Annotated in this window: 6 protein-coding genes; all 6 read left to right on the top strand. The window is 69.0% G+C overall.

The window, feature by feature from the left end; genetic code table 11:
• Window positions 1–261: 261 nt before the first annotated feature.
• The 6 genes from BVG12_RS09840 (at window position 262) to BVG12_RS09815 (ending at window position 18,382) form a co-directional block, all read left to right on the top strand.
• Window positions 262–1,407 carry an extracellular catalytic domain type 1 short-chain-length polyhydroxyalkanoate depolymerase gene (locus BVG12_RS09840; RefSeq protein ID WP_229503848.1) on the top strand — a complete coding sequence of 382 codons (1,146 nt, stop codon included), beginning with the start codon at window positions 262–264 and terminating at the stop codon, window positions 1,405–1,407.
• A 596-nt stretch (window positions 1,408–2,003) separates the two neighbouring features.
• On the top strand, window positions 2,004–2,735 hold the full coding sequence (gene phoB / locus BVG12_RS09835; RefSeq protein ID WP_075792243.1) for a phosphate regulon transcriptional regulator PhoB: 732 nt from the start codon (window positions 2,004–2,006) through the stop codon (window positions 2,733–2,735).
• Between the two features lie 11 nt (window positions 2,736–2,746).
• Window positions 2,747–3,529, top strand: coding sequence for an XrtB/PEP-CTERM-associated transcriptional regulator EpsA (gene epsA / locus BVG12_RS09830; protein WP_075792242.1), 783 nt, complete (start codon window positions 2,747–2,749; stop codon window positions 3,527–3,529).
• Window positions 3,530–3,819: 290 nt separating this feature from the next.
• Window positions 3,820–5,190, top strand: a complete 1,371-nt coding sequence (locus BVG12_RS09825; protein WP_075792241.1) for a hypothetical protein — start codon at window positions 3,820–3,822, stop codon at window positions 5,188–5,190.
• A gap of 152 nt (window positions 5,191–5,342) precedes the next feature.
• Window positions 5,343–6,956: a ShlB/FhaC/HecB family hemolysin secretion/activation protein gene (locus tag BVG12_RS09820; RefSeq protein WP_075792240.1), complete on the top strand. Its 1,614-nt coding sequence runs from the start codon at window positions 5,343–5,345 to the stop codon at window positions 6,954–6,956.
• Window positions 6,956–18,382 carry a filamentous hemagglutinin family protein gene (locus BVG12_RS09815; RefSeq protein ID WP_075792239.1) on the top strand — a complete coding sequence of 3,809 codons (11,427 nt, stop codon included), beginning with the start codon at window positions 6,956–6,958 and terminating at the stop codon, window positions 18,380–18,382. The genes BVG12_RS09820 and BVG12_RS09815 overlap by 1 nt, the downstream gene beginning before the upstream one ends.
• Window positions 18,383–18,404: the final 22 nt, after the last annotated feature.

The raw sequence follows: 18,404 nt of genomic DNA, 5'->3' as shown, positions 1-18,404 counted from the left end.
CTGCCAAGCGAACCGGCAACTGCAGTGGCGCGTCCACTTTCGTTGTCAAGAAGGGCGATGATCCGGCACGCCAAGTCCTTCCCAAGTTGTTCGGCACCGGCCGTGACGCGCGCAATGCCGGCACGTAACTCCACCGTTGTCGGAACAAATGACGACTGGTGTATGCCAGCGCACAGAGCACGCGTACAGCTGGCGATATATTGCGGTGCAACATAACTCTGCCCGGCTCATATGGTCAAACGCGCCCCAGGTGTACGGCTCATGCGCACTCTGGCGCGTGCCGCGAAAACCCAACGGTCGGCGCTGGCCAAGCTGTTGGACAGCTACGCCACGCCACCGGAAAAGCGCGCACGCAAGGCGGCGCCGCGCAAGTCGCCGTCGACGCCCCCCAATGTCCAAGCCTCTCCGCCGGAGCCCCGGCGCCGGCAGCCATCCGGTTCATCTGCGCCGGGCCAATGGCTGGCAGGGCGGTATCCATTGCCGATACTGCCGGGACACGCTGTCGTACGACATATGCGTTACTGGCTGTACGTGCCGAAGCATGTTCCGGACACCGTGGCGCGGCACGGCTGGCCGCTGGTCGTCATGCTGCACGGGTGTCAGCAGAGTGCGACCCAGTTCGCCCAGGGCACACGCATGAATCAGCTGGCGGAAGACAAAGGCTACGCGGTGCTTTATCCGCAGCAACCGATGAGTGTGCACGCGCAGCGCTGCTGGCGCTGGTATGAACGTTCGACCCAGCAGGGCGGTGGGGAAACCATTGCGTTGGCGGCGTTGATCGGGCGCGTATGTGAAGACCATGGGATCGACCGTCGTCGCATCTACGCATGCGGCCTGTCTGCCGGGGCCGGCATGGCGGCTGTGCTGGCATTGAATCATCCTGCACTGATCGCCGCCGTCGGCCTGCATTCCGGTCCCGTGTTCGGTGTCGGCCATACGCCGATGGGCGCGCTGCATGTGATGCGCCATGGGGCGGCCGCGCAGTTCGATGCGGCCATTCTCGGCGTGCTACATCGCCGCGCCGAGCAGGCCGCGCCAGGCGTGCCGGAACCGATGCCGTTGATTCCCGCCCTCCTGATCCAGGGGGATGACGATCAGGCGGTACGTCCGATAAACCAGCAACAGCTGACGCGTCAGTGGTTGCAACTGCATGGCTTGCCGGACGGCCCGGCGACGCGTGTGACGGTGAAGCCCGCAGGGCGGGGCGGCCGCCGGAATGCCCATGAGATCCACGACTACCTGATGGGTCGCAAGGTCATGTTGCGCGTGGTTCGCATCGCGGGCCTGGGCCATGCATGGAGCGGTGGCGACCCGACGTTGAGGTTCAACGCGCAAGCCGGGCCGGAGGCGAGCCGCATGATGCTTGAGTTTCTCGGTAAACATCGGCGGCAAACCAGGCGCGGTTGAGCGCTGTCATGTTTCTCGCCGCTCATCCGGAAGCCGCTATGCGCACTTATCCAGTTCGATATACGTGCAATAGGGCCTATGCCAAATCGTTCGGCATGGTTTCGGTATCAGCCATCAAAGCCCGCGCGATGTCGATTCCCATGTCGAGATCAGCGAGTTCACACTGCACGGACGCGATGATCGCTACATCGCCGCGCTGGCGGCCATTTTGGTGACTGGCTCGGGCCCATCCGGGCTCTGGTGCATCCGAACACACTCCCGGGCGCGTGACGAGCCTGAATGCCCATCTCAGAAACAGTTTGCGTTCGTCGCACACCTTCCGAACCCGGTCCGGCGATTAACGTCCCCTCGATTGCAGGCGGAAACGCCACATGCTTCGCAGAAAAGGTCTTTGTGTCCAAAAATGATCCGAACGGACCACTAATATTTACAAATAGTAATCAAATAGTCTAAAAACTCATCAATACTGTTGTATTGACGAGCAGGACGCCACGTCTTGCCTGCGGCACGCACCAAAACGGCGCATGCGCCCGCTTCACGCCACATAAGCGGAGCTGCATGCCGATGACTCGTACACAAACTTTTCGGGGAGCCTAATGAGCGCGCACATCTTAATTGTCGAGGATGATGCAGCAATCCTGGAGTTGATCGCGACGACGCTGGCACGTTCGGGGTACCGGATCATCCGGGCCAGCACCGCCGAGGCCGCGCATGCCATATTGCGCGACGTCGTGCCCGATCTGGTGTTGACCGACTGGAGCCTGCCCGGGCAGTCCGGCCTTTCGCTCGTGCGGACATTGCGTGCGGACCACCATACGCGCCAGTTGCCGATCATCATGGTGACGGCACGCAGCGGTGAACAGGACACGATCGCCGGGCTGGAGGGCGGGGCGGACGATTACATCGTCAAACCGTTCAGCCCGCGGGAAATGCTGGCACGGGTGTACGCCGTGCTGCGGCGCCGCGCGCCCCATATGACGTCCGATGCCATTGTCGTGGGTCAGTTGCGGATCGATCCCACCACGCACAGCGTCGTTGCGACGGACCGCGAGATCGCGCTCAGCGCGACCGAGTTCCGCCTGTTGCACTTCCTCGTCGCGCAGCCGAACCGGATCTATAGCCGGGCGCAATTGCTCGACAAGGTATGGAAGATCAACTCCTACCTGGACGAGCGGACGGTCGACGCCTATATCGGCAGGCTGCGCAACGCGCTTGGCGCCGTGGGCTACGACCGCAACATCGAAACCGTTCGTGGGCTGGGATACCGGTTCAATGTGTCCGACATGCCCGGCGTCGGGGCTGCGGACATGGTCGGCGCCTCCGTATGAACCGACCGGGCATGACGCCGCTGGTGATCCTGGACCGGCTCGAAGAGGAATATCTTGTCCGGATCGGCGAGGCATTCGTTCAAGTGCGCAATATCCGTCAGTTGTTCCTGTGGACGCAAGGGCAGATCCAGGCCCTGCTGCCGCACCACCTGATGGTCTGTATCCAGTTCGACGAAACCGACGGCGTCGTCTGCGTCGACCCCGTCGACCGCCACGCGCGCGACCCGGCATTCACGCGCAATTTGTGCCATCCCCAGCACGGGCTGGCCGTACGCCTGGCCCGGTTGGCGCGCAGCAGGAACGCATTGCCCTATGTGCTGCCGGAAAGCGGAGACAGGGCGGACCCGCTCGAAAGCATTGGGATGGAGGTGCGCGATCTCGGGCTGGAACGCGCCATGATCCATGGTACCGAGCGGTTTCGCGGCGGTGCCAGCTGTTTCATCCTGTTCGGCATGCCGGGCGTGCCGGGCGCCCGTGAAATGTTTTTCTTCGAATTGTTGCTGCCGCTCCTGCACATGGCATTCCAGCGGGTCCAGGCGGACAGCGGCCGGCCGTCTGCCAGCAGCGACGCGGTGGACCTGCTGTCCGCACGCGAGTTGGAAATCCTGACGTGGGTCATGCGCGGCAAGAGCAATTTTGAAATCAGCGCGATTCTGGACCTCAGTACGCTGACCGTAAAAAATCACCTGCAGAACATCTACCGCAAACTGAATGTCCACACGCGCGTCCAGGCCGTATCGCGCTGCTGGGATTTGCACGCGCTGGGCCTCCCGGGGGCACGCGACCCCGGCTGAGCCGGACAGGGTCGCGCATGAGCCGATCGGCTCATCCGATTCCGACGGGACTGTCCAGTTTCTGTCAAATCTTGCCCTTACCATATCTTTCATTGCGAAAACGACATGTGGACCTGCGCGGGCATCGCGGACTCCCGATGGCGCGGCGACCCGCCGGCACATGCGTCTTCCAGTGTGAAGCAGGTTTCGCGGGCATGCGGAACAGCAGGGCGAATGCGGGCATGCGGGCGCCTGAGCGACGAACAACTGTTTGTAACACCATCACGGCATTCCAATTGAGAGGGAAACACATGAACAAGAAACTGATCGCTGTCGCTTGCATGACGCTGTGCTCGTCGGCCGCGTTTGCCGCCACCGCGACCCTGACGTGCGACACGAGCTCGGCAGAGAAAATGGTCAACACCTGCGCCACCGACGCGAAGGCCACCGATTTCGTGTCGCTGTACGTGGCCGGCTCGTCGGCCCTGGCCAGCGTCAACGACGTCGTCCTGAAGGCCGACCTGTTCGACTCCAGCAAGCCGGTGATCACGCTGAAATACACCGACGCAGGCAGCTTCAGCGCCGGCCAGGTCAGCGGCTGGTACGGCTGGTCCAAGCCGAACCTGACGGGCGGCACGTCGAAGCGCCTGTTCGTCGTCTACAACAAGATGAACGGTTCGGCCGCCGGTGTGTCGCAGATGCTGGCCAAGTTCGACGGCAAGACCGCCATCGTCAAGGAATCGAACGTGCTGAGCGTGGGCCCGGTCGCCGGTGTCCCGGGCTCGTGCGTGGCCGATGCTTCCAGCACGGATGCCGCCCCCGTCCTGAACTGCCCGACCAGCGCCCTGCGCCAGGCCGACATGGCGATCTCGGACGTCGCTCCGGTCGAACTGTACAAGCTGTACGCGGAAGCCACCGCCAAGCTGAGCACCCTGAAGGTCACGCCGCTGGCCATGCAGGGCTTCGGCGTCGCCGTCAGCGGCGACCTGTATGCCGCGCTGCAGAGCGCACAGGGTACGTCGGGCCAGCCGACCGTGCGCCGCGTGGATTACGCGTCGATCGTGACGGGCAAGGCGAAGTCGGCCAGCGTGCTGCTGCCGGGTAACAACGGCGTGCTGACTCTGGCCCGCCGCGACGACCTGTCGGGCACCCAGGCTGCGTCGAACATGTATTTCGCCAACAATGCCTGCGGCAACAACCACGATCCGAAAGGCAAGCTGATCGCCAACGTGCTGGGCGGCGCACAGCCGATCATCGGCGCCGCAGCATCGGCCGGCAATCTGGTCGTGCAGGAGTATCCGGTCGGCGGCGACGTCGTGAAGGCGCTGAACAAGTCCGGCTACGCCATCGGCGTGATCTCGCTGACCTCCGCCCCGTCCGCCAGCGACACGTGGAAGTTCGTCAAGCTCGACGGCGTGAGCCCGACCCCGGACGCCAAGCAGCGCGCTGCTTTCGCCGGCGGCGACTATGGCTTCGCCGTGACCTCGTTCGCGGTCGAGTACGTCAAGCCGAAGGTCGACAAGTCGGCACTGACCCAGGCCGTCATCCAGGGCCTGAAGGACTCGACGCTGCACGACCTGCGCGGTATCGCTTACCTCGACGGCGGCATCTCCGCCCTGCAGTCGAAGGTTGTCCGTCCGGACAACAACAACTGCGCCCCGCTGGTGCGCGGCGACCTGTAATCGGCCACAGGCCGGACAACGGTCTGGCCCCGGTCGCGAAACGACCGTCCACGCGGGCGGTCGTTTTTTTTATTCAAGGCGGGAAAAACTTGCCAAAAACAGTTTTCGTTTTTTCACGAAATAATCAAAAAGCGTCCATATACTGCGACGCCATGATCTCGCTCATCTCGCCCAATTTCCGGCCGCGCAGCGCGCTGCGGCTTCGTCGTGCCGTGCTCGGCTGCATCGCCATGACGGCGTTGGCCGCCCACGCCCAGCCATCCGCGCAGCCTGCCTTCGCGGTCTACGAATACGTCGTCGACGGCAACAGCCTGTTGAGCGATGCCGCCATCGAGGCCAGCGTCACGCCCTTCCTCGGCGAGCGCAAGAACCTGCAGGACGTCGAGGGCGCGCGCGCCGCGCTGGAGAAGGCTTACCACGACGCCGGCTACCTGACGGTGCTGGTCGCGATTCCCGAGCAGAGCGTCGACGGCGGCACGGTGGCCCTGCACGTCGTCGAAGCGGGCGTGGAAAAGCTGAGCGTCAAGGGCGCGCAGTACTCGCTGCCCAGCGCGATCAAGGCGCAGGTGCCGGAACTCGCCGAAGGCACTGTGCCGAATTTCAACAAGGTCCAGGAACAGCTCGCGGCCGTGAACCGCAACGCCAACCTGCGCGTGACGCCGATCCTGCGTGCCGGCGCGGTGCCCGGCACGGTGGAGGTCCAGCTTGACGCCGACGACCAGTTGCCGCTGCACGGCAGCGTCGAGGTCAGCAACCGCCAGACGCCCAACACGACCGCGGAGCGCGTCACGGCGTCGCTGCGCTACGAAAACCTGTGGCAGCGCGGGCACAGCTTCAGCCTGACCGCCCAGGTGGCGCCGCAGCGCCCGGCGGATGCGCGCGTCCTGGCCGGCAATTATGCACTCCCGGTCGGCGCGGCGGGCGGCAGCGTCATGCTGTCCGCGATCCATTCCCGCAGCGATCTGGCGAGCCTGGCCAATGCGCCCGGACTCGGCCTGCTGGGCAATTCGGATATCGTCGGCCTGCGCTATTCGTTGCCGCTCCCCGGCAGCGGTACGTTCGGACATTTCCTGTCGGCTGGCCTGGACCACAAGCGGATCGGCCAAAGCCTTCTGGTGCAGGAAGGCGGCAACACCCGCACCGACATCAACTACGCGCCCGCCGCGCTGGGCTATACGATGCGCTCGACCCTGCCCGCGAGCACCACCACGCTGGACCTCGGGCTGAGCGCGGGCCTGCGCGGCCTGTTCGGCAACCGCGACGCCGCGTTCAACGCCAAGCGGCTCGGGGCGAGTGCCAGCTTCCTGACCCTGCGCTCCAATCTTGCGCACACGGCGCACCTGGGCGATTGGTCACTGATCGGCCGGCTGGACAGCCAGGCGGCGTCGGGGCCGCTCGTGTCGAGCGAGCAGTTCACGGCCGGCGGCGCCGAGAGCGTGCGTGGCTACCTGGAAGGCGAACGCGCGGGCGACGCCGGCGTGCGCGCGAGCGTGGAAGTACAGACGCCGGCCTATCGTCCATTTGGCGGCACCAGCGAATGGGCGTTCGCCGGCCTCGTGTTCTACGACGCCGCGCGTGTCTCGACGCTGCAGACGATCCCGCCGCAGCATCCGCGCGACCTGTTGCGCGGCGCGGGTTTCGGGCTGCGCCTCGGGGCGCCGTTCGGGCTGTCGCTGGAGGTCGACGCCGCGCATGCGTTCGTCGACGGCGACACGACACGCGCCGGCGACAACCGCGTGCATGCACGCGCGCGCTGGGGGTACTGATGGGACCCGCGCACCGCAAGCCGCGCCGTATGCGACGCGGCAAGGCGACCGGACTGCTGGTCTGGTACGGGCTGGGCGGCGCCGGCCTGCCGTTGCTGCTGGCTGCGGCGCCGGCATGGTCGCAGGTCCGGCCGGCGCCCGGGACGCTGCCGACAGCGCCCGACACGAGGCACGGCGCGCCGATCACCTATACAACGACCGGCAATACCGGCGTGATCACGCAGACGGCCCCCACGAACATCGTGAGCTGGAGCAGCTTCGACATCGGGGCCGGCGCCAAGGTGACGGTCAACCAGCCGTCGGCCAACGCGACCCTGCTCAACAAGGTCGAGGGCGGCGGACTGAATCCGACCGTGATCGACGGGTTGTTGTCCGCCAATGGACGCGTCTACATCTACAACCCGAGCGGCGTGGTGTTCGGCAAGAACAGCCAGGTCAACGTCAACGCGCTGGTGGCCAGCAGCCTGAAGTTCGACGAGGAGAGGGTCAAGGGCGGCCTCGTCATGCCCGGCAACACGCCGGTGCTGGGCGGCGCCGGCGGCGCCGGCGCGGGACCGGTCAAGGTCGAGGCGGGCGCCACGCTGACTGCCGCCGCGGGCGGCCTGCTCCTGCTGGCGGCGCCCAACGTCGTCAACAACGGCAGCCTGAGCGCGCCGGACGGGCAGGTGATTCTCGCCGCCGGCAACAAGGTGTACCTGGCGTCGCCGGACGAGAACCAGGCCAAGAACCTGCGCGGCCTGCTGGTCGAAGTGGCGAACGACGAGACGACCGCGGCGCCCGGGGTGGCGCCGAAAGACGCGACCGGCCTGGCCGAGAACGGCGCCACGGGCGCCATCGACGTCGGCCGCGGCAACGCCACGATGATCGGCTACGCGGTCAACCAGAAGGGCCTGGTGTCGGCCACCACCTCGCTCGACCTGAACGGTTCCATCTACCTGTTCGCGCGCGACCAGGCCAAGAATTCAGGCGCCAATACGGGATTCGTGGCGCAGCGTTCGGGCGCCGTCGTGCTGGGCGAGAACAGCACGACCCGCGTCGTGCCGCTGCTCGACGATATCGTCGCGTTCGTGCGCGCGGAGCGTCCGGACCTGCCGGCCGGCTTGAGCGTCGCTGCCGCCATGGACGTGTTCCAGACCCTGCCGGCGGACCGCCGCAGCGCCTTTCTGGCGGCGCGGCCGACGGCGGCGTCGAGTCCGGCGTTCAAGCCGTCCGAAGTCAAGGTCGCGGGCCTGAGCATCGACATGCGCGGCGGGGCCGCGATCGTCGCGCCGAACGGCACCGTCACGCTCGAAGCGAAACGCCTGCAGCTGAACCTGGACGCGGACGCGGCGGCCAACAACGGCGTCCAGGACATCAACCCGTTGACGACGGCGGCACGCATCGACCTCGCGCCGGGCAGCCGCATCGACGTCTCCGGCAGCACGGGCACGCCGATGTCGATGGAGAGCAATGTCATCGAGGTCGACCTGCGCGGCACCGAGCTCGCCGACAATCCGCTCCTGCGCGATTCGCCCCTGTATGCCAGCAAGGCCAGGATCGACATCCGCAACGGCGACAAGGCGGCCGGCAGCGCGGCCGACGTCAGCGGCTGGCTGGCGCTGGTCGAAAAGAACCTGGGCCAGCTGACGGCCACCGGCGGCACCGTCGCCCTCAATGCCGAGGGCGCCGTGATCCAGCGTCCCGGCAGCAGCATCAACGTCAGCGGCGGATGGGTGGACTACCTGTCCGGCCACGTCAACACGAGCAAGTTCGTCTATAACGATGTCACCGTGGACATCGCCAAGGCGACCGCGAACACGGCCTACAGCGCGATCGTCGACCTGCCGAACAGCGCCGCCACGTTCGAGGCGGGCTACCGCCAGGGCGCAAGCGCGGGCAAGGTCCAGTTCTCGGCACCCGTGCTGGCCCTGGAAGGGAATCTGCTCGGCGCCACCTCGCCCGGCGTGCGGCAGCGCGATGCGGGCGCGGCCGGCTTTCCCGCCGGCGGAACGCTCGAGATCGGTACTCAGTCGTTCGGCTACGGCGGCAACCTGACGTTCGGCAAGCCGACCAATGTGGCGGCGGCGCCCGCATCCGGCAAGCCGTTTCTGACGACCGATACGGACCAGGCCGCACTGGCGACGGGGATGGTCCTGGATGGCGAGGCGCTCGCCGCCGGGGGCTTCAGCAATATCGTCGCCCAGACGTTCGGCAACATCGAGATCGCCGCGCCACTGACGCTGGCGCCGGGTGGCCGGCTGGACCTGAATGCGGGCACGTCGATCGCGCGCACGAGCGGCGGCGTACTCCAACCGGGCGGCAACATCAGTATCAGGAGCGACGTCACGATCCCCGGCGGCAAGATCGCCGCGAATGCGAAGAGCAGTCTGAAGGTCGCGGGCGGGGTGGAGCTCGACGTGGCCGGACGCTGGACCAACGACGGCACCGGCGCGGCGCTGGATGCCGACGGCTACGCCAGTGGCGCACTGGCCCTGAACGGCGGCACCGTGAATCTGTCCGTCGCCAGCGACGGCCTGGCCCTGCGGACGCTGGAGATCGGGGCGGGCGCGTCCATCGACGCCTCGGCCGGGGCCTGGCGCGACACGGCCGGCAAGACGACCGGAGGCAAGGCCGGCAGCATCACGGTGGCGGCCAAGGCCAACAACCTGACGCTGTCGTCTCCCGTCGATGCCGAACTGCGCCTGGCGTCCGACGCGACGTTCGCCGCGTACGGCTTCGGCACCGGCGGCACGCTGAACCTGACCGGCCGCAACGTCACCCTCGGGCCGGTCGCGCGCGACGCGCGGGCGTCCGACCTGACGCTGCCGGCCGCGTTTTTCGAGAGCGGCGGTTTTACGGGCTACAACATCAGCGCCAACGTCAACCTGAACGTCGCGCCCGGCGCCACCATCACGCCGCGTGCGCGCAGCTGGAGTTTGCGCACGGACGCCGGGGCGCAATCGTCCGGATCGATGGCGCGGGTTGCCGCGCCCGAACTGCTGCCGCTGGCGGGCGGCGTGCGCAACCGTCCCACCACCAATCTGACGTTGACGGCGAATGCCGCGCCGCCCTCCGCCGACGGCAAGCGCTTCGATGCCGGCCAACTCACGGTGGGCGAGGGGGCGTCGCTGTTGCTCGATCCTCTCGCCAACCTCGATCTCGTGGCCGGCGAACAGCTCAGCGTGTACGGCACGCTGAGCACCAGCGGCGGGCGCATCGGCCTGAACCTGCCGAGCGCACTGCCCGGCGGAAGCGCATCCCCCTTCCGTGCCGAGCGCAGCATCTGGTTCGGCCCGAACGCGAAGGTGCTGGCCGGCGGAAGCACGGCACGCATGACGATCAGCGCCGACGGCGTCGCCACCGGCGAACCGATCGCCGGCGGCACGATCGAGATCGGCGATCGCGGCCAGCTCGGCGATCCGCTCGGCGTGAACGGCTACGTCATCGCGGAAAAGGGCGCCGTATTCGACGTCGGCGGCGTCACGGCCGGCATACTCAGCATGAAGGCGGGCAATGTGGTGGCGCCGCCGCAGGAAGTGTCCAGCGCCGGCGGCAAGATCAACATCCGCACGAAGGAAGGCCTGCTGTTCGACGGCACCCTCGCGGGCGCGGGCGGCGGCCACAGCGCGGGAGGCGAACTCGACGTCTTGCTGTTCAACGGCGGCGATACGCTCAATCCGCGCATCCTGAACGTCACCGAAGCGGCGGGCGGCGACGGGAAGTTCGTACCGACGGGGCTCAAGGCCGGCGATGCGATCGTTGCCGACATCAAGGCGCGCGACGGGACGGACCTCGGCTGGTACGTGACGGGCTCGCTGCCCACGTCGGTCTTCCCGCAGCGGGGCGGCGAAGGCTGGTTGCCGGCGGGCGCCGTCAACGCCGGCAAGTTCGGCAAGGTGGATCTGAAAGGCCCGGACGGGATCGCGTTCGGACTGGGCAGCGGCGACCGCACGCTCGCGGCGCGCGACTCCCTGGTGCTCGACACGCCGCTGCTGCTCGCCGACGTCTACCGCGGCGCCACGCTGCCCGGCCAGCCGGCCCACACCCTGACCCTCGCCGCGCCGTACGTGCGCCTGGGAAGCGGCGACAACGGCTACCAGCTCGAGAATTACCTGATCGCCGGCACCAACTACCGGGCCGGCCAGGATGACGTGCCCACCGTGGCCCCGGCCGTAGCCGGTGCCGGCGTGCTGGCGACGCGCGGGGTGACCACCCTCGACCTGATCGGCAACGGCGCCACGCAAGGCTTCGCCGACGTGACACTGGCGGCCAAGGCGGATATCCGCCTGATCGGCCTGGCCGGCGCGTCCGCCACCAACAGCCATGACGGTTATGCCACCGGATCGTTCTCGGTCAGTGGCAAGCTCAAGCTCGAATCGGCGCAGACGTATGCGACCACCTTGTCGGATTTCACGCTGGCGGTGACGCCGGACGGCCGCTATGGTTCGGGCACGCTGACCTTTGCCGGCAATGGCCAGCCGGCCGGCGCGATCTATTCCGCCGGCGGCAGCGTCACCGGCCTGGCGCCGTACATCGTGCAGGCGGGCCGCCTGGCCGCGCCGTTCGGCGGCATTTATCTGGGCGACGCCGGCACCGTCAGCGTCAGCTACGGCAACGGCAGCGTGACGACCGTGGCCGGGGCGGGCGAGGTCCCGTTCGGCTCGGTCGCGAACCCCAGCGTGCCCGGCGCCGCGGCATGGAAAGTGCCCCTGTACGACGGCGGCACCGGCGGCAACCAGGTCGTGATCGGGCCGGACGGCAGCCGTCCGCTGCCGGAGAAACAGATCATGACGCGCGCGCAGCAGATCGACGTGGCGCCCGGCGCGACGGTCGACGCCAGCGGCGGCGGCAAGCTCACCGCGTATGCCTTCACGGCCGGCAAGGGCGGTTCGCGCGACATCCTGGACAGCAAGCGCGCCCCCGGCGGCAAGGACACCGTGTTCGCGATCCTGCCGGGCTATGCCGGCGACGTCGCGCCGGTCGACGGTGCCGGCAGCGGCGGCCTCGATGCCGGACAAAAAGTCTACCTGTCCGGCATGCCCGGTCTGCCGGCGGGCAGCTACACGCTGCTGCCCGCGCACTTCGCGTTGCTGCCGGGCGCGTACGCGGTCCAGGTGGCGTCCGGCACGGCGGCCATGAGCGAACAGGGCAATACCGTCTTGCAGGACGGGTCCATGCTCATGGCCGGCCGGCTGGAGCAGGCCGGCTCGGGCAGTTTCGGCCGGACCCTCGGCTTCATCGTCCAGTCGGGCAAGACCGTTCGCAGCAAGTCCGAGTTCGCCAGCTTCGACGCGTCGACGTTCTTCAAGCCGCGCGACGCCGGCGCGGTCCTGCCCGAGCTGCCGGCGGACGGCGGCTATCTGCGCTGGCAGGTCAACGACGCCCAGGGCGGCCTGCCGTCGATGTCGTTGCGCGGCACGCTGCGCCTCGCGGGCGGGACGGGCGGACGCGCGGGCTTCGCCGACTTCACGGCCCCCACGATCGGCATCGTGGGCGACGCCAGCCAGAGCGCCGCCAGCGGCGTCACGCTGGCGGCGGCCCAGCTCAGCGCCCTCGGCGCGGACAGCATCCTCATCGGTGCACTGCGCGACGAGCGCGCCGACGGCATGCATCTGAGCAGCCTTGCGCAGACAGTCACGCTGAGTAACAGCGCGGCCCAGCCCCTGAGCGCACCGGACGTGACGCTGGCGGCCAGCGGCACGATCCGCGTGGCGCCAGGGGCCGTCCTGTCCGCCAGCGGCACGCCGGCGCGTCCGTCCGCCGACCTGGCGCTGGACCACGATGGCGCGCTGCTGCGGGTCAGCGGCGGCGCCCAGGTCGATCTGACCCGGGCCGAGGCCGCAAAAGACGATGCGGCCAAGACGTCCAAGGCGACGCTCGACATCGCGGCCGGCGCCACCATCGCGGCCAGCGGATCGGCCTACCTCGACGCCGCCGGCGCGACGAACCTGCATGGGACCCTGCGCCTGGCGCCGGGCGCCGCGCTGGCGATCGGCGCGCGCGGCATCGATCTCGGCTCGGCCGTGCCGAGCGGCACGGACGGGGCCGGCGTGCAGTTCGGCAGCGCCGGACTCGCTCAGCTGAACCTGCTTTCGGCGTTGGCACTGAACAGCTACGACAAGACGATCAACCTGTACGGCGACGTCGACCTCGGCGGGCCCGCGCTGCACAGCCTGATCCTGAAGGGGGCCGGACTCTCCGGCTATGGCAGTTATATCGCGCCCCAGACGCGCCGGGCCACGCTGGTGGCGGACGTCATCCGCCTCGAAGGTGGCGGGGGCGGCACCACCCAGCGTGCCGTCGACAATGCCGGCACGCTGCGTCTGCAGGCGGGACGGATCGACGTCGGCAGCGAGCGTTTCCAGCTGGCCGGCTTCGCCGACAACGTGCTGGCGGCGGCCGGCGAGATCGTCGCCGACGGCAAGGCCGGCACCGTCACGGCCAACACCGGCCTCACGCTTTCCGCCAGCCGGATTGCGGCCAACGCAGGCGCGGCGGCCAGTTTCTTCTCCGGCGGTACGCTAAACCTGAAGAACAACGGCGCCGCGCTGCCCGCGCGCCTGCCGGGCCTGGGCGGTACGCTGGGCTTCGGCGGCGTCGACATCGTGTCCGACGCCACGATCGTGGCGCCGGCCGGACACATCGCGTTTTCGACGCCGCACCGGCTGGCGCTGAACGGTGGCCTAGTCAGCGTCGCCGGCAGCGCCGTCGACTTCGGCGGCGCGCGCGCGTACGCTCCCGGCGGGACCATCACGCTGTCGGGCACCGACATCGACGTCGCGCCCGGCGCCGTGCTCGACGTGAGCGCGACCGGCGCGGCGGCCGGCACGCTGGCGGTGAGCGCCGGCACGCTGAACCTGGCCGGCATGCTGCGCGGGCAAGCCGCGGCGGCCGACGACCGTGCCCAGGAACAGGGCAAGTTCAGCCTCGACATCGACCGGATCGGCGCCGGTGACTTCGCCCTGTTGAATCAGCGCTTGAACGACAGCGGCTTCACCGAATCGCGGCGCGTGACGGCGCATCGGGGCAATCTCGACCTCTGGGGCGACACGCAGATCGTCGCGCATGATGTCATGCTGGCTGCCGACGACGGCAACGTCAGCGTGACGGGCAGAGCCGTGATCGACGCGTCCGGCGCCCAGGGCGGCAGTATCGAGTTGTATGCGGGCCAGGCCCTGCCGGGCGGCGATGCCGGCAGCGTACGCCTCGCCGACGACGCGCGCCTGCTCGCCTACGCGACCGGCACTCCATCCGGCGACGCCGGTTCCGTCGGCAACGGCGGCCGGGTGGTGATCGGCATTTCGAACCGTGCCGGCGCCCAGGCCGAGAGCGTCGACGGCGGCGGCGCGATCCGGCTCGAAGGCGGGGCGATCGATGTGTATGGCGCGACCGCCGCACGCAACGGCAGCGTGCTATTGCGTGCGCCGCGCGTGGACAACAGGGCCGCCGCCGACGCCGTCATCAAGAAAATCGACCTGTCGCTCGCGGCGTCATCCACGGCGATCGCGGATGCGAAAAGCGGCGCAGCCACGGCGGCCGCCGCACTGGCCAGGGCGATCGACCTCGCCAGCGGTGGCGACCCGGTCGCGGTCGCGGCGCTCAAGGTGGTGCAGGCGGCGGACGCGAACGCGAAGGCCGCCGTCGTCCAGGCGCAGGCCGATGCCGTCAAATTGAAAGCGCAATTACTTCCGCTTAGGGACGTGGCCGTCACCAACCGGCTCGCGGGCCGGGATGTCGCCGTCGCGCGCCTCGACACGCGTATCACCGGCAGCGCCGACACGACCATCGACGCCTACCAGGTCTACAGCGCGAGCGGCATCAGCGAACAGGCCGACGGCAACGGCAACCTGAATGCCGGCAAGAACGGCCTGATGTACAAGGAAGCCGCCAGCTTCGTTTCCACCGCCGCCGATGTCTACCAGCGCCTGGGCGCGAACGGGGTGCGCGTGTCGCCTGGGGTGGAAGTCCGGTCCGCCGGCGACCTGACGGTATCGGTCAACGAGGGCGCGGCCAACGCCGCGGACCGGGGCTGGAACCTGCAGGCATGGCGCTTCGGGGGCGCGCCGCTGGCCCTGACCTTGCGCAGCGCCGGCAACCTGACGGTGGCCGGCTCGATCAGCGACGGCTTCGTCAAGCCGTCCGATCCCAAACTCGCCATGCCCGACTGGAGCCTGGACGTCGGGAAGTCGGCCAGCTACCGCCTCGTCGGCGGCGCGCTGGCAGGCGCGGCGAACCCGCTGGCGGTGGGCACGGCCGGCGACGTCCTGTTCAACTTCTCCGACCGCAAGGTGACCTTGACCCCGCCGAAGGACCCGGCCTCGAACGACCCGCCGACCTTCGACGACGCGCCGGTCGCCATGGTGCGCACGGGCACGGGCCGCATCGACATCGCGGCCGGGCGCGACGTCTCGCTGGCGCTGGCGGCGTTCTTGCGCAACAGCGGCACGCCGGACGTCAAAGACACGGCGGCGGTGGGAACGAATCTGTTTGGCGCCACGGTCTACACGGCCGGCCAGGCCAGCGCGCTGCCGGCCGATTTCACGGCGCCGAAAGACCAGCTCAACACGTTGTTCGGTGCGGCGGCTCCCACCCGCAAGAATCCGGGCTTGACGACCGCCGCGGCGTTCGGCGCGGGCGGCGGCGGCATCACGATCAGCGCGGGGCGCGACGTCAACGGGCCGCACTTCGCCACGCTGGACGACCGCACCTATCGCTTGCCCGGCACCGCAGCGATACCGCCGGACCCGACCGTGCGCGGCGACAAGGGCACGCCGGCCCAGCCGGGCGACCTCGACTACCTGCCGGGCACGGTGCCGCAGTTGACGAACAACTGGCTGTTCCGCCAGGGGCGCACCTGGCTCGACGAGAAGGGCAACGCGGTATTCGAGAAACTGGCCGACGGTACCGAACTCAAGACCGCCTGGTGGACCCGCTACGACTATTTCAACCAGGGCGTCGCGACGTTTGGCGGCGGCAATGTCGACGTCCGTGCCGGGCGCTCGCTCATCGACTTTTCCGCGAGCGTGGCGACGAGCGCCTATGCGACGGGCGCGCCGGGCGCGCCGCTCAAGGAACTCGGTGGCGGCGACCTGCGCGTGCGTGCCGGCGGCGACATCCTGGGCGGGTCGTTCTACGTGCAGAAAGGCGTCGGCAGCGTGCGCGCGGACGGCAGCCTGGGCGCCGGCGACGCGTCGTATTCGCCGTTCACGCCGGACAAGCATGCGCTCAGGCCTATCCTGGCGCTGGGCGATGCGCGCTTCGACGTCAGCGCCGGGGGCGACCTGGCCATCGAAGGCATGTACAACCCGACCATGACGGCGCAGAGCGTGATCAACCGGGGCAGCGGGGCCATTGCGTTCAAGGGCCTGGACGGTGCGGGCGGCAACGGCATCACGACGTTCTGGCAGCAGGAGCAGCTCACGCCGGAGGACACCGAACGGGCCAAGCTGTACCGCGCCATGTATGCGCAGTACAGCAGCTTTTCCACGTATCGCGCCGACAGCGGCGTGACGCTGACGGCGGTGGGGGGCGACGTGCACCTGGCGAACGACGCCGACGCCTTGAGCCACGCCGGCGTGGCCAAGGACAACAACCCGGCCTCGCTCGACACCGCGACGGAGCTCGTCCCCTTGTACCGGCTGGCGCCGGCCACGCTCAAGGTCGCGGCGCTGAGCGGCGACGTGGCGCTGGACCACGGCCTCGTGCTGGCGTCGGCGCCGTCCGGCCAGCTCGACCTGCTGGCCGCGGGCAACGTCTCGCTCAAGGGCGGCACGGTGCGCATGCTGGACAACGACCCGACCTTGACCAGCACCGCGGTCAGGCCGCGGGTGCCGACCGTCACGGACCTCGGCATGTTGAGCGGCGAGACCAGCGGCATCGCCCTGCATGCGCTCGGCACGCTGCACGCGGCCGACACCACCCCCGCGCACGTCATCGCGCGTGACGGCGACCTGGCCGGCGACGTCGGCCAGAGCCTGAGCCTGGACCTGCCGAAGACGGCCGTCCTGCAGGCCGGCCGCGACATCGTCGACCTGGGTTTCCGCGTCCAGCTGGCGCGGCCGGACGATCTGTTGACGGTGCGCGCGGGACGCGACTTCATCGATTCCACGCCGATCAGCCCGTCGGAGGTCACGCACGTCGTGACCGGATCGGGCCGCGTGGACCTGACGGCCGGCCGCGACATCGACCTGGGCTACGGCCACGGCCTCGTCACCCGCGGCAATCTCGACAACGCCTACCTGCCCGAGGGCGGGGCATCGATCCGGATGGTGGCCGGCGGCGCGGCACCCGACTACACCAAACTGGCCACCTACGCCGCCGGCTTCGGGCTGGTGGCCGACGTCCCCGGCGCCGACCTGGACGCCCTGCGCGCCCTCGTGCGCGCCAAGACGCCCGCGCTGCCGGAGCAGGCGCCGGACGGCGCGCTGTGGGTGGCCTTCCGCGCGTTGCCGGGGGTCGACCAGGACGCGTTCCTGGCCGCCCATCCCGAGACCGCCAAGCGCCTGCGCGACGCCGGCGCGGCGCTGCTGGCCGCCAAGGAGCGCAACGACGTGCGCGCGCTCGACCAGGCCCTGTTCAGCGGGCTCATCGAGACCAGCCAGGACAAGAAGCTGGCGGCGTTCGACAACCTCGTCGCCAGCCTGTTCCCGGGCGCGGCCGGGGCCCGCACGGGCAATATCGCGCTGTACAACAGCCAGATCAAGACGGAGCAGGGCGGCGCCATCGACCTGTTCGCGCCGACCGGCTCGATCTTTGCCGGCCTGACGGCCGGCAGCCGGGAGCGCAAGGAGTCCGAGCTGGGCATCTTCACGATCCGCGGGGGCGCGGTGAGCGCCCTGGTCGAGAAGGACTTCCTCGTCAACCAGGGACGCGTGTTCACGCTGGCCGGCGGCGACATCACGCTGGTGTCGCGTAACGGGAATATCGACGCGGGCCGCGGCGCCAAGACGGCGGTGTCGGCGCCGCCGCCGGCGGTCATCATCGACGCCAACGGCAACGTCAGGCTCGACGTGTCCGGCTCGATCTCCGGCGCCGGCATCGCGACCCTGCGCACCCGGCCCGACCAGCCGCCGGCGAACGTGTACCCGATCGCGCCGCGCGGCGTCTTCGACGCGGGCGATGCCGGCGTGCGCTCCAGCGGCTCGGTGCAGGTGGTGGCGCAGACGGTGCTCAACGCGGCCAACATCAGCGCCGGCGGCACCATCAGCGGCGCACCGGTGCCGGTGGCGGCGCCTGCGATCGCCGCGCCGGCGATGCCGGCCAGTACGCCGCGCGCGGACGACGTCGTCGGCGCCGTGACCAAGGCCGACGGGGCGGGGCGCCAGGGCACGCTCGACGTCGAGGTGCTCGGCTATGGCGAGGACGAAGCGGACGACGAGGAAGCGCAGAAGAAGCGGCGCCGCAGCCAGGACAAGCCGGCCGCGCCGCAGACGCAGTCCGCGAACTGAACGTATCAACCACGAGAGGGAT

Source organism: Massilia putida (assembly GCF_001941825.1).
In the GTDB taxonomy this organism is placed as follows: Bacteria; Pseudomonadota; Gammaproteobacteria; order Burkholderiales; family Burkholderiaceae_D; genus Telluria; species Telluria putida.
This window is presented reverse-complemented; position numbering and strand designations above follow the sequence as displayed.

What these genes read in the sequence shown, in the direction of transcription:
- epsA (WP_075792242.1), top strand. Translation starts at nt 2,747, where the DNA reads ATGACGCCGCTGGTGATCCTGGACCGGCTCGAAGAGGAATATCTTGTC.
- phoB (WP_075792243.1), top strand. Translation starts at nt 2,004, where the DNA reads ATGAGCGCGCACATCTTAATTGTCGAGGATGATGCAGCAATCCTGGAG.
- BVG12_RS09840 (WP_229503848.1), top strand. Translation starts at nt 262, where the DNA reads ATGCGCACTCTGGCGCGTGCCGCGAAAACCCAACGGTCGGCGCTGGCC.
- BVG12_RS09815 (WP_075792239.1), top strand. Translation starts at nt 6,956, where the DNA reads ATGGGACCCGCGCACCGCAAGCCGCGCCGTATGCGACGCGGCAAGGCG.
- BVG12_RS09820 (WP_075792240.1), top strand. Translation starts at nt 5,343, where the DNA reads ATGATCTCGCTCATCTCGCCCAATTTCCGGCCGCGCAGCGCGCTGCGG.
- BVG12_RS09825 (WP_075792241.1), top strand. Translation starts at nt 3,820, where the DNA reads ATGAACAAGAAACTGATCGCTGTCGCTTGCATGACGCTGTGCTCGTCG.